Annotated in this window: 10 protein-coding genes and 1 tRNA gene; 8 read left to right on the top strand and 3 right to left on the bottom strand. The window is 58.0% G+C overall.

The genetic code is table 11. The annotated features are described in order from the left end of the window. Nucleotides 1-114: 114 nt before the first annotated feature. Nucleotides 115-678, bottom strand: a complete 564-nt coding sequence (locus OKW35_RS39085) for an MFS transporter (RefSeq protein ID WP_429554862.1) — start codon at nt 676-678, stop codon at nt 115-117. A gap of 871 nt (nt 679-1,549) precedes the next feature. Here OKW35_RS39085 and OKW35_RS39080 point away from each other — a divergent pair. From OKW35_RS39080 to OKW35_RS39045, 8 genes are all read left to right on the top strand, one after another. After that, the gene (locus OKW35_RS39080) at nt 1,550-1,852 is read left to right on the top strand and encodes a hypothetical protein (protein ID WP_429355371.1); all 303 of its coding nucleotides are present in this window, start codon (nt 1,550-1,552) and stop codon (nt 1,850-1,852) included. A gap of 84 nt (nt 1,853-1,936) precedes the next feature. Further along, nucleotides 1,937-2,704 (top strand): ABC transporter substrate-binding protein, encoded by a 768-nt coding sequence (locus OKW35_RS39075; protein WP_184062880.1) that lies wholly within the window; start codon nt 1,937-1,939, stop codon nt 2,702-2,704. A gap of 213 nt (nt 2,705-2,917) precedes the next feature. After that, nucleotides 2,918-4,321 carry an MmgE/PrpD family protein gene (locus OKW35_RS39070; protein WP_429554861.1) on the top strand — a complete coding sequence of 468 codons (1,404 nt, stop codon included), beginning with the start codon at nt 2,918-2,920 and terminating at the stop codon, nt 4,319-4,321. A 371-nt stretch (nt 4,322-4,692) separates the two neighbouring features. Beyond that, nucleotides 4,693-5,856 (top strand): enolase C-terminal domain-like protein, encoded by a 1,164-nt coding sequence (locus OKW35_RS39065; RefSeq protein WP_429554860.1) that lies wholly within the window; start codon nt 4,693-4,695, stop codon nt 5,854-5,856. 1,822 nt (nt 5,857-7,678) lie between these two features. Then, entirely contained in the window at nt 7,679-8,956 is a 1,278-nt protein-coding gene (locus OKW35_RS39060) for an NAD(P)/FAD-dependent oxidoreductase (protein ID WP_429554859.1), read from the top strand. Between the two features lie 920 nt (nt 8,957-9,876). Continuing rightward, nucleotides 9,877-10,335: a hypothetical protein gene (locus tag OKW35_RS39055; protein WP_429554858.1), complete on the top strand. Its 459-nt coding sequence runs from the start codon at nt 9,877-9,879 to the stop codon at nt 10,333-10,335. A gap of 5 nt (nt 10,336-10,340) precedes the next feature. Continuing rightward, nucleotides 10,341-11,063 (top strand): EAL domain-containing protein, encoded by a 723-nt coding sequence (locus OKW35_RS39050; RefSeq protein WP_429554857.1) that lies wholly within the window; start codon nt 10,341-10,343, stop codon nt 11,061-11,063. 282 nt (nt 11,064-11,345) lie between these two features. Beyond that, entirely contained in the window at nt 11,346-11,555 is a 210-nt protein-coding gene (locus OKW35_RS39045; protein ID WP_429554856.1) for a hypothetical protein, read from the top strand. A 490-nt stretch (nt 11,556-12,045) separates the two neighbouring features. Here the strand turns inward: OKW35_RS39045 and OKW35_RS39040 are convergent, their stop codons facing one another. Next, nucleotides 12,046-13,332 carry a tyrosine-type recombinase/integrase gene (locus OKW35_RS39040; RefSeq protein WP_429554855.1) on the bottom strand — a complete coding sequence of 429 codons (1,287 nt, stop codon included), beginning with the start codon at nt 13,330-13,332 and terminating at the stop codon, nt 12,046-12,048. Nucleotides 13,333-13,496: 164 nt separating this feature from the next. Further along, nucleotides 13,497-13,583, bottom strand: a tRNA-Leu gene (locus OKW35_RS39035). Between the last annotated feature and the right edge of the window lie 34 nt (nt 13,584-13,617).

Genomic DNA, 13,617 nt, shown 5'->3' with positions numbered 1-13,617 from the left:
TATGAGATAGCAAAATGGCAGACGCCAGCCCCACGAATCGATCTGTTGCGGCGACAGATAACGATTCGCGCCGTAGGCGAATAGCGACGCCGCCAGTACGGCGAGACCTGACGTCTACCATTGCAAGCCACCGAAAAACCCCCTGCTGTTCACATCCTGTTCGGTGAGGAAGGAATTGGCCGTTCCGAACTCGCCGCCCGCCGAAAAGCCTTGCAGCAGGCGTCTCGCCACTAGAATCACCGGCGCGAGCACGCCGATCTTGTCGTATGTCGGCACGAGGTTAATCGACGCAGTGCCGCACAGCATCAGGAACGCCGTGCGGCTTAGCGTGAATCGCCGACCGTACTTATCTGCGACGACCCCGAGGATAATTGCACCGACGGGCCGGATGAGGAACGAGCTAGCGAAGGTGAGAAGGCTGAGCAACAGCGCCGATTGTTCGTCCCCGGTCGGAAAGAACAGCTTGGACACGGTGATTGCGAACATCGCGTATACGAGCAGGTCGAACCATTCGAAAAACGTGCCGAAGTTGGCGGCGATGACATCGCGGACCGAATTTTTTACGGGCGTCGCGCAGACACCGGCGTCAAGGGTGTTGGTTCTGTTCGGCATCTTATCTCCTTTGCAGTCGGCGCCGGTCGGATTGTTGCCGCCGGAGCCGTTATAGAGACGCGCCATGCGCGCGCCGCGATTTAAAACAACAAGCTTATGCAGGACAAGCGATATGGAGGATCGAATCGTTGCGCGCAGCAGGGCGAGCGGCCCGATCTTTTAGTACATGGGGACGTCGGCACAGTGCGCCGCAAGCTGCCGGCCGGCCCAGGACGCGGCCGCCTGAACGATGTATGCGCAATTCAGCGGGCCGCGCACCTGGATCGGCGCGGACCGACGAGTGCCGCCACGCGGCCACATGATCGCCGAGATATCTCTTCGAGAGGCCGAGCCTCATTTTCCGTCTTTCATCATTTCGACACCTCAATTGCGGATTACGCCACCCGACAATGCATGAGCGGCATGAGCAGGATGGTGTGCTGCCGACGTGAACGACACAATGCCGTCAAAATAGGTCCGGTATTCGAAATGCGTATAGGGGGTTTTCCCCCCCCCATATGGCGCGGCTCTGCAATTCAGTGGCCTCGCTGAACGAACTTAATGCCAGCCGCGACTATGGACCGAGCAGGCCTTGACTCGGCGAACACGCGTCGGATGCCGGTGCGGTACGGCGCACGGAGCAGGCCCACGGCCGTCGATAGGGCCGGCACCACCGTCGCGCTGCACCTGCCGAAGGCTGGCAACGATGTCGCCCCAAGGGCGCGAAGCGCAGCAATGAGACAGGCACCGCGCACACCGATAACGATGCAGGGTTTTTCGCATGGGCAGCACATCGGGCCAGTTTCAGCCTCGCCTCAACGAAGTCAGGGAATACCCTTATCCGCTTTTCAAATAGACGACCGCCTTTGGCGACATTGTTTATCGGACGGTGAAGCGCGAACATTCACCCATGCCGCCATGTTCCGGGCGGACCAGGCCAAGAATGGGAGCGCATGCAATGACTAAAGACGGAAAAATGAGGCTCGGCCTCTCGATGAGATATCTCGGCTATCACGTTGCCGGCCGGAGGCATCCGGATGTGCCGGCGGACGGAGCGCTGAGCTTTGCACATTTCCTAAACACGGCCCGCAAGGCGGAAGCGGCGCATCTCGACATGGTTTTCTTTGCTGACGGTCTTGGGATCCGCGCCAATGACAATCCGAAAGGATCACTTGCGCGTGACATGCGGAATGCAGAGTTGGAACCGATCACGCTCCTCGCCGCACTGGGTGCAACCACGTCACTGGGCGGCTCGCACTGAGCCAAAAGTACTACCGAAAAGTCGTACGTTTTAAATGAATAGCTTAACCAATCACAAATTCGATATATAAAGAAAGGAGCGGAGATGAGACAACTGGTAGCCTCCACTGTGCTTTGCCTGCTGGCGTCTTCTGCGTGCGCCACAGATACTCTGCGCTTCGGCACTGAAGCAGACTATCCGCCGTTTGAATATAAGCTGCCAAGCGGAGAATTGGCAGGTTTCGATATTGACATCGGCAATGCTATTTGCGCGAAACTGCAGGTCAAATGCAAATGGGTTGAAAGTTCGTTCGATGGCCTCATTCCCGCTCTTGAGGCGCGCAAGTTTGACGCCATCAATTCGGACATGTGGGCCACGGAACAGCGCGAAAAAGTAATTGATTTCACATCCGTTATTTACGCGACCTCGGCCCGTTTGGTGGCGCGCTCGGACAGTCACATCCTGCCGAACGTAGAATCGCTCAAAGGCAAGCGCGTCGGTGTTCAACAAGGTGGAACGCAGCAATATTACGCAGAACAGAAGTGGGCGCCGGGTGGCGCTGTCGTAGTTACATATCCGAGTCAAACCCAGGTATACGCGGACTTGGCCGCCGGTCGAATTGATGCTGCCTTGCAGTCGCAGCAAAGCGCGGAGGACAATTTTCTGAACAAGCCCGAAGGCAAAGGGTTTGCGCTGGTTGGCCCGCCACTGACCGATGAGAAGATATTTGGCCGCGGAGTTGCTTTCGGCGTCCGCAAGCAGGATCCGGAGCTCAAAGCTCGCCTTAACGAGGCTATCGCCTCCTTGAAACAGGATGGCACGCTCAGCAAGATTGCCAAAAAGTATTTTCCGTATCAGATCGTGACTCCCTGAAATTCCCGCCAATTCCAACGTGGAGTTTCGCGTGCTTGGGACCAAAAGCGACTATATATCGAGATTACTGCACACCCGCGCAACTTCTGCGGAGAAATCTCGCACAATGGAAAGCAGGAACGAGCTCATTGAGCAAAGCGAAGAAGGTTCGGGAGAGAAATCTCGAAGAGCCGTGCATGATACGAGGAAGGACCCTATGAAGAGGAAGCAGCTATGAAGTCGCCGGTGGCATATCGGGACCCGCACACTACAGTCGTCGACCTGTTCGCATCCTATGTCGAAGAGGCTCGAGACAGGCCTGTTCCGCAGCACGTTTCGGATGTCGCCATAATGCATATTTTTGATCTCATAAGTGCGGCTGGGGCAGGCATCTATGAGCAGATCGCGGTCGTCAGCCGCGACTTAGCTCTGGAAACCTTTCGGCGTGGGCGCGTACCGATCTGGTTCACAGGCGCCGCCAGTTCCGTCATTGGAGCCGCCTGGGCGAACAGCGCCGCCGCTTCGGCGCTCGATCTTGACGACGGGGATCCAGTGGCGCGCGGCCATCTCGGAGCGGCGGTTATTCCCACCGCTTTCGCCGTGGCCCATGAAGTCGGCGCGACATTCGACGAAATCGTGCGAGCCATTGTTATCGGCTACCAGGTCGGTGCGACGATCGCTACCGCGCGCACATCCTATGGTACGACCGGAACTTGGGCTCCCTATGCTGTAGTCGCGACAGCGGGCGCGCTCCGTGACATCGGCAGACGTGTATTGGCGCACGCACTTGCAATTGCGGGGGAAGCGGCGCCGAACTGCGCGCTTATGAGTGCTCCTGCGCCCCATGACCCGCTCCCCGAAGGCAGTGACGTAAAGGAGGGGATTCCTTGGTCTGTCGTAACAGGCCTAAATGCCCTGGAGGCGGCTCAGAAGGGCATGACCGGACCACGAAATATTCTCGATAGTGTTCGTCATTACAAGTTTCCCGTTGATCTCGACGAGGTTATTCGTTCCGGTTCACGCATCAGGGATAGCTATTTCAAATTCTATTCCTGCTGCCGACACATCCATGGTCCGCTGGATGCGCTGCAGGAGTTAATGGCAAAGAACAAAATCAAAGCGCCAGATATTCAAGAAATTAAAGTCGAAATTTACGACGACGCAATGCGTCTTGAAAACAGGTGTGAGCCCCAAAATCTGCCGGACATCCAATATAGCATCCCCTACTGTCTCGCACTCGTAGCTCTTTTCGGGCCGCAGGTCTTGCTGCCACTCAGTGGGGGGGCTCTGAATCGCAATGATGTATCTGCTCTTGCTCGAAGAGTTTTGCTGTCGTGTAGCGCAGATATTGAAGCGGTATATCCGCAGCAAACGCTATCGCGCGTGACTATCACGTGTGGCAGCGGAACGTTTAGCTCTGGAGATACCGTTCCGAAGGGCAAGGGCGAGCATGTTACCTGGCAGGAGCTCGAGTCGAAGTTCAAGATGGCGACGCGCCTTGTCGCCCTTCCGGCACAGCAGAACGAGATCGTTGAGGCCGTACACCAAGCCCGGGCGGGAAATGCGTCAAGCTTGATGACCTGTCTCGCGGAGGTGAGATTTGACGAAGTGGACCGACGCACGAGCAACGAAGGCTAGTTATCTCTAGTAGGAGAAGTATGAAGCTATCTACACCGAAAAATTAATGATGGGTTGGCGGGTGTGGTTTGAGCCGTTTAAACGACGTAGGATTTGCTTGCTTAGGCCGATTCGAATCATTTCCGGGAGATCACATCCACCATGAAGTGGATCCTAAGCTTCCGGTACTGGAGAATAATCGCCTCTGCTGATATTTCGCGAAAGGCGATTGGCGCGGGCCACCCGACTCTCGTGCGTGCTTTGGGCATCTGCCAATTAAACCGGCACTTCTACCAGGTGCTAAGCGCAGTAATTAAATTTGATAGAAGAAACAGCGCCTGCGGATCTGCAGATGACTAATCTTCTGTCTGTGACCTTTTCCAGGAAATGTGATGCGAGATGGATCCGACGTTAATGCGATGGCACGGGTGGTCGCAGCCGAGGTGTTCGAAATTGAGGCGGCGCTTGTTACCCCATACAAGCTGTCCGAAGGAACACTGGTGTCAACACGCGCCGTATTGCTCAAACTGACGGACGCCGATGGCGTTGAGGGCTGGGGCGAGGCCAATCCTTACGATTCCTTTACCGGAGGCACGGCAAGCGATGCTGCACGTGCCCTAAAGGAAACACTGCTGCCAGCAGTCATGGCATCTTCGGCTCCCACCCCCGGTTGCATCGACGAGGAACTCGATACACGGCTCGCTGGACACCTCAGCGCCAAGGGGGCCGTGACGATGGCTCTGCTCGATATACTCGGCAAGCGGCTCGGTGTCCCCGTTGCAACGCTACTGGGCGGGGCGCTGCGGGAGTCACTTCCAGTGGTTTGGCCGCTCAGCAATGGTACATCCGAGGAAGACATCCGCGTGATCGACCAGCGGATTGAGCAAGGATTCTCAAGCTTCGCGTTAAAGATGGGTACGTCGCCAATACGTAGCGAGATACAACGGGTGGCTGACCTGGAGGCGCGTTACGGGAGCCGTATAACGCTGACCGCCGACGCTAACGAAGGCTGGAACCGCGAGGAAGCTCGTGAGTTCCTGAAAGGAGTTAGTGGCTCCCGGCTTGCGTTCGTCGAACAGCCGTTGGAGAAGTCTGATCTGGAGGGAGCGGCGTTGTTGGCCAGGGACAGCAGGCTTGCGATCTCAGCGGACGAAGCGGTGGCTGAACTCTCGCATGCGGCGCGGATTGCAAGCGTCGGTGCCGCTAGTGTCTTTAGTGTCAAGAGCAGCAAAAATGGAGGCCCTTTGCGCGCTCAGCGCATTGTGGCGGTAGCACAGGCGTTTGGGATTTCCTGCTACATGAATTCGATGATCGAGTTCGGCGTGACGCAAGCCGCGTCATTGCAGCACGCCGTAACCATAGGGAATCTCGTCGACGTCGGCCACGCCTTTATGTCAACGTTACGGCTCGCCGAGGACCCGACCGATTTTTCTTCATTCGTGCGCAAGGGGGTAGTGCATCTTCCTGAGAAAGCGGGATTGGGTGTGGAGGTAGACGAGTTCCATGTGCGTCGCATGGCGGTAAGTGGATTTCATCTTCGCCGCTCACCACAGTGAATTGCCAACAACAGCATGTCGGATGAAAAGCATGACGGAATGCGAGACACGCCCGGCTCCGCTAGCAGTATTCTGATTGAGGATACTGCTCCGGTTCAGGGCCCTTCGCCTCAACAAGGAGGCGAATCGACAACCTGATGCTTGCAAACCGCTCGTGTGGGAGGCTCGCGCGAGCGCGACCCTTAATTCTGTGCCTGAGTGCAGTGCGGATTGCACGTCATGCGCTTTGAGGGATATTTATCACCGGCTCTACTCCTATCCGACGAGCGTTATTCGCGTGAATCAGATTCGTGTTTGGCCCCGGTGCGCAGATCTTCGCCGCGGATCGGGTGCTGTGAGCCGGTGGCTATACAGAGTGTACTGAAGGCGCCTAAAGCGCGTAACCAATCGCAATGCCGTTCGGCAATCTTGCCGACGTATCCCGACGAGAGCGGGTCGGCTACATACATAGGTATTCGAATATGCCGACGTTAGCCTAACCGAACGGAAATGAAGCCTTCATTGATCAGGCCATGACCTTCACAAAGGATGAGGAAGTTATGACGATTGTAGGAATGTCGTTGAGAAATATGGTGGAGGGTTGGCGCCCGACCCGAAGAGAGGATTTCGAGTCAGCCATTACGGACGATCCAGCACGGGACGTTACGTTTGCGTCGTCGCAGACAACGGAGGCGGGTCAAGGGCGATGTTCTTTTTTCGACACCGAAACGGAAAATGGTGCGTCTTTCCACCCGATCCAGAGAGACCTGCCATACGCATCGCCGAGATTTCGTATGCCCGGGACTGAGGGTGAAAACAAGCGTCAGGCTGAACATTCAGAGCTCGGTCGGTGCCACCGACGATGCGCCAGGGACTTTCTTCGTGTGCTGTGGGTGAGCGATCGTTGATCGCGGTCAGTTTTTCCACGTCCTGATCGTGGTTGCGTGGCCGGTTCGCTGCGATCATCGAACACGTGCCGGCCGGGAACCGGTGAATGCGTGTTCCGCGCCACGCGCGGCTACGCGGCGTGCAGCGAAAAGTACGTGTGGATGTTTAGCATATCGAGGTGAATATGGAGCCGTCCGAAAATCCTGCTCACGAACTGCCCACATCCGCACCGATTCGGCTTGCCGGGCGGGAGGCCTGTGACAGTAAGTGTGACGCGTGCAACGCGAATTTCGACGGTCAGAGAAAGAGGGAAGATCGTCCACGTTCGTGCCAGCGGTCGATGCCCACGCGAATCGACGCGCCAGCGGAGCCTGCCGGATCGGTCGGGGAGCTCTGCGTCGTCGCAACGATCGTGAGTGGACGCTTTCTGTGAACACTTGGGCGGCGAGCAGTTCAGACGATTCAGCGGTCACTCATCCTGAACAGGATGTGGCGCGTTCGGGAAGATGAACGTCTGAGAAAACGCATTTTTTTTGCGTTAATCCGAGGGGCGGTCTGGCTATTCGCGATTATCGGCCATCTATTGCTCACAGTGGCTGTTGCAACGGAAATGTGCAAAGCTCGATTTCTGGCACTAACCGCCCAAGTCACCTCGGGAAATCTACGGGCGGACGGCGCCGCATCCAGTGGGCTCGCGTTGTAGTAGCAATATTCCGAAGTCGTGAACTTGCGCTGCGGGACAAGAATGTGCGGGATTAGCATGTATCGCAGATATTGAGCCGACGGTGCAAGCGTGGCACGCAAGCGCGATGCTAGATGCGGGTTCTGGCTTTCGGCCCGCCGACCGCCGATTTGTTTAACCATCACCGGCCCTCGACATCGGCTAAGCGGAATTGTCTCGAGGAAGCCGGACATTTCGTTACCGCGGTTTTTTGTGACGGCATGGAGTCTCAAGTTGGATGCAATCGTCGTTGGAGCGGGAGTCATAGGGATCACCGCGGCATTGGAACTTCAACAGCGTGGGTTGAAGGTCATGCTGCTGGACCAGCAGTCTGTCGCGCAGGGCTGCAGCTTTGTCAGTGCGGGCGTGATCTACCCAGGCGCATTCCCGTCCAGCACGTACTATCGCATTCCCGAGCTTCCCGCCGCTTTCTTCAAGGCTAGTTCGTCTGCCGCCCTCGATTGGCGATCAGCTCCAGGCCTGCTTTCGTGGTGTGTTCAATACGCGAGAGCAACGCGGTCGGACATCGTCTGGCATGGCACGGACCTACTTCATGAACTCTGTCGGGACTCACTTCGTTCTCTCGAACTGCTGCTTGGCTCGGACCTGCCGCCCCTCAGCAGATGCGGTCACCTGGCGGTTCATCTCTCCACTTGCGAAGTCGATCGGGCAACATGTCTGAACTCGATTCGCACGTCGCTCGGCGCGGCTGTCAGGATAGTGTCTGGCGGAGAACTGGCCGCGTTAGAGCCTGCGATTTGCCGTCTCGCGCTTGGGCCAAGTGCGGCCGGAGCTACCTTCCTGGCAGGGGCGGCTCACGTGACAGATACCGCTGCGTTTGTTGCCAGTCTTGCGGACGTATTTGTCCAACGCGGCGGGCTCCTGTGCTTCGACAGGGTACAGGGCCTTAATAGCGCAGGATGCGGAAAGGTCGCCGTGAAGTGTGCCCGGGGAGACTACTCACCCGGAACCGTTGTTCTCGCGACCGGCGCACACTCGAACCGGCTTCTGGCAGATTGCGATCATCGCATTCCGCTAGTTGCCGAAACCGGGTACCACATCGAGTTGGACGTCGAGCCCGGATTTATCAGTAGGCCTGTTTCGCTATCAGGCCTTGGCGTGATTCTGACGCCGAGTGAACGCGGAGCCAGGATTTCCGGCCTCAGTCACTTCGGGATGCCAGGTTTCCGAGCGCGGCCCGACATGCTGTTATCCGCGCTGGATCGCGTGCGCAAATCCCTGCCGGGTCTCAGAGCTCGACCAGGATTCGAGGTACGCAGCGGTGAGCGCCCCAGTACACCGGACTCCTTGCCGGTCATCGAGCGCGTTCCAGGCCATCGTTCCATCTTTGTGTCCACCGGGCACGGGCATCTGGGCCTCACGCTGGCTGCCGTCTCGGCGGGCATCCTTGCGGATCTGGTGACGAATGGCTCATCGAGCTATGAAAGCGAACTCAGCTCCCAAAGGTTCAGCAGAAGTACTAACAGCGAGGCGGTTTTGCGAGCGGCATAAACGGCAGAAGAGCATGTTTGCCGACAATGTCACGGCGAGTGACGAAACGGCGGAACTCGCGCGGCGGATACGCGGTGATCGCATCAAAGCGTTGAATCGATTTGCGGGGCGCCGGCGGGATTCAACATGCCGAATGCGGGAGCGCCGCAATCCATGATTGACAGCTGGCAAGGCACAGCTGGAAAGAGAGCGTCACATCTGCGAGATCCGTACGATCGCCGCACTGAGGTTGAAACAGGATGGAGAAAGTCATGGGAAGCGTAGGAAGGTCGTTGAGAAATATGGTTCAGGATTGGCTGGCACCCGATCCCAAACGAGGGTTTAGAGTCAGTCACGTCGGACGATCCGGACACGGGCGCTACGTTTGTGTCGTCGCAGACAATGGGGCGGGCTCAAGGGCAATGTTCTTTTTTCGCCACCGTGACGGGTCATGGTGCATCTTCCCGCCACAGCCAGAAAGACCCGCCATGCAGGTTGCGGGGCATTGTGTTGAACACGAAAGCGTAAATCAATAGGCCGACGGAGCTGTTGCCCGGACTATGCTCCGCTTCCCTTATCGTTGCCTCCTTGGAAGGATGCAATGGTTAAACCGATACCCGATGATGTCTTGTGGTCACTAATTCAACTATCTTTGCCGCCGATCAAGCGGCAGCGCGCTTGATAACCCGGATGTGCACCTTTGTGCTGCGGCGCAGTGCTAAAGAACCTTCTGTCCGTGCACGTCTCGAAGTGATTCGAGGAGCACTGAGCGGTAGAACAGCCTGCGTGCACGAGCTTGCCTTCCGTCACGCATCGCGGCCTACGGTGCCGCGATGAGCAATCGCCTTCGGCTCGTCCGCCGGCCAACGGAGGTCAGATCGCTTTCGATAGCGGAGGAGGAAAATGTGCAGGGCACATGCGAGGCAGCGAACGAAAGTCTGGTGTCCGAGAGCACCGCACGCGGGAACCCACTGTGCATCGTGGCGTCAATCCGTAACCTCGCGCACATTGAAAGCGCTTACGGCACCGCAACCGCGCTGACCGTCAGGCATGTTGTATGCAGGCGCGCTCGCGATTTCTGTACGCGGGAGTCGGGCATCATGACGCGCAGCGGAGAGCAGATTGTCGTTCTGATTGACCGTGCTGTTCCTGAAGACCTGGCGAACGCTCACGCAGTTTGCAGCGACCATAGCATCGTCGATGCGGTCGTCGCGGCGCTGGGCGACGCGCCGGTGTTCACGTCGATGGGCCTGATCCGCGCAGCCATCGGTGCATCGATCCCGACCTGGACGGCACACCGTTCGACCCCGAAAAAGAAGCATCCGCGGAGATGCGAATGGGCACCAGAAAGGGGCGGACCCGATACGCGCGCGACATGGAAATTGCCGGGGAACTGCTAGGCGCGATGGAACGCGACGAGTGGTGCTTCCGCTACGAGAAGGTCTGCAGCGCGACCGGTACGGAGAGCGTCAGCTATTGGGAGGCGTTGTTGTGCAGGACCGGAGATGGCGTACCGGTCAGTGTAGGCAAATGGATTCCCGCTCTCGAACGGCTCGGACTGGTGAGCCGCCTCGACAGATGGGTCGTGACGACCGTGATCGATACGCTGCGTGCGCATCCGAGCATGTCGCTAGGCTGTAACGTGTCGATTCAGAGTGCAGCGCTCGGCGGCTGGCGGTCGACGGTCATCGAAACCCTTGCCGGGGAGCCTCAGGTCGCGGCACGGCTCGTCATCGAGTTGACGGAAAGCGCGCCGCTGACCGACATCGACGCAGTCGTGGACTTCGTCCGGGCGCTGCAACAGCTCGGATGTCGCGTCGCTCTCGATGACATCGGTGCAGGCTACAGTTCCGTGCGGAGTCTTATGGAACTGGGTGTGGACATTGCAAAAGTCGATGGTGGATATCTGCATCAGGCCCGCTCGAACGGGTGCGCACGAGTACATCTGGGTGCGCTGATCCGTCTGGCGCGAACATGCGCTTCGCAGGTGGTGGTCGAACGTGTCGAGGACGAGGAAGACCTGCACGTATCCCGGGCCTGTGGCGCGCATTGGATTCAGGGATATCTCTTCGAGCCCATCTTCGCCGCCGGTTTGGCACAATCCGCGTCTGAGCCCGAACGGGACTGATGCGCGAGATGGAAGGTCCTGCGGGAGAAAGGAGAAGTCATGACCGACATCTATCAGTACAAACCTGGAAGTGGCGTGCCGGTCGTCACACAGCCCATCCCTGGCACGCGGACCTGCAGGCCCGCCTGCAATTTTCTTCTTCCGCGACAATGACCGCGCTTGATGCGTCTTCCCGCCTGAGTCCGAACCTCCGTGATGGAGTGTTTCCCGCAAGTGCAGCGCGATAGAGGATCGACCCGGCCATCAAAGCCGGGCAAGTCCGGGATTGAGTGGAGTACAGAAATGTTTGAGAAATCGAAGCCGCTAACGCCCGAGTACGCCCGCGAGCTGGAAGTATGGACGTGCGCCTGGTACGACGAAGCCGTTGCAGCGAATTTCGTGCGCCCGCCGTATCACCCTGACGCGACGATCATCAAACATCTCCAGGGCTACTTCCACGCCGGCCTGGCGCCGGCTGAAGCCGCAGTGGCATGCTTCGGAAGGAATCACTGAACGGTGTCGTCATCGCGTCCCCGCTGGGCAAGGATGGTCCTGCGGAAGGCAGACAACGATCCGCGGAGGCAATGAATGCCCAGCCCGTTACACGCGTGTATTAACCACTGGAATCGGGCAACAACTTTCAGCGAAGGTGCGCGTCTGTTGGTGTACCGAAGGCGGCGCTTTGGCACCTGAACGAAGGAAACCATCGACGCGAAGCCCTCGGGCGGCTGTGGGGCGGCGCCGCCGCCGCATTCCAGACAGAATGTTTTTTTGTTGATACCTATGCGTGGTTCGGGAGGAGGGCACGACGTTGAACATGATCGAAGTCGCCCGGCGTGTCAAGGTTGAAGTGTGCTATGCGTTGACGCCTGCCCGCTACGCACTGTCCCACATTACTGGGCGCACGGATCGCCGACAACCGGCAGCTCTTGCATTCTGTAAAAGCTCCCGTCGTTGTCATCGGATCGAGTGGATAACGTTGAAGCAACGAACCGCGGTTTCATCAGGCTGCGATTTCGTCGTTGTCGAGCGATTGCGAAGATGTAGATGGCGATTGCACGGGTTTCTGGTTGACCCGTTGGGCAAATGACTGCTGCTGGGCAGGTTGCATGCCGGTCTTCAGCACATCAAGGTAGTCAGCGTACCACTGGATCATCGCGCGACGTTGCACCAGATACTTGGCGTGGTTGTAGTCGCCGGCAATGCCTTCCTCTAGATGAGCTAGTTGCGTTTCGACGTGATCCTTTATCCAGCCGTGCTCGCGAAGAAGGGTGCTCGCGGTATGGCGTGTGCCGTGACCGACCATACGGCCCTTGTAGCCAATCTTCGAAAACACGAGGTTGATGGTGTTCTCGCTGATGACTTCGTGCTTCGTGCCGATGCCGGGGAAGACGTACTGGTGACGGCCCGTCAGCTCCATGAGCTCGCGCAGTGCCTTGACTAGTTGCGATGGAAGCGGAGTGACGTGGCTGCGCCGCATTTTCATTTTTTCAGCGGAGATCGTCCACAGGGCGCCGTCGAGATCGATCTCGGTCCATTCGGCATAGCGGACCATACCCGGCCGGCTTGCCGTCCAGATTGTCATCCAGGCCGCGACGTATGCGATGAGGCGGCTCTTTGATTTTTCAAGCGCCCGCAGGAAGTCGGGCAGCTCCGGTTCGAGCAGGTGAGGATAAGGCTTAGCCTTTGGGGCGGCCTTCGCAATGACCTTGAGTTCCGACGCCGGGTTGAATTCGCACTTGCCGCGTGCGATGGCCTGACTGAAGATTTCGCGTAACCACCCGCGGGCCTTTTTCGAGACGTTGAGTGCGTCGCGCTTTTCGAAGCGTTCCTGGACGCGGGCGCAGTCAGCACGCGTGATGTTTGCCAGCTTGATCGAACCGAGCTCCGGCAGGATGTCCTTGTCGAGGTACGTCCGAATCTTGTCGAGCGTTGACGCCGACCGACCCGCATCCTGTTTGCTCTTGTACCAGAGTTCAGCGGCTGCCCTGAACGTGCCGTCGTCGCTGGTATCCGCCCGCTGCCGGTCTATCCGTCGTTTTGCGCGAGGATCGGCACCGTCGGCGACGAGTGTCCGGTAGGCCGCTGCTTGTTGCCTCGCTTTCTGAAGCGTGGCGTCGGGGTAGCCTCCCAACGAGATGCGCGGTTGCTTGCCGTGCAGGCGGTAACGGAAGTGCCAGAATTTGTTGCCCTCGGGCGTGACCCAAAGGACGAGACCGTCGCCATCGGCCACACCGTAAGGCTTTGGCTGGGGACGGGCTGCTTCGACTTCGCGGACTGTGAGCGGCATGGTGAGTACATTGAGCGATCTCGAACTTTCAATGTACTCAAAAACGTACTCATCTGCACGTGGCTTGCCGTATCCCGGCTTGGACGGCAATAAACAAAAAACCCCGCAAATTCAATGATTTACGGGGTCTTCTGGACTTCTTTGTACTACGCTAAACAGCCTTGTGGTGCCCAGGAGAGGACTCGAACCTCCACGGTGTTGCCACCGCTAGGACCTGAACCTAGTGCGTCTACCAATTCCGCCACCTGGGCACGTCTTCAAGCTAGACTGCTATTTTAGCAAGAT

The organism is Paraburkholderia sp. MM5477-R1, assembly GCF_050436385.1.
GTDB lineage: Bacteria > Pseudomonadota > Gammaproteobacteria > Burkholderiales > Burkholderiaceae > Paraburkholderia > Paraburkholderia tuberum.
This window is presented reverse-complemented; position numbering and strand designations above follow the sequence as displayed.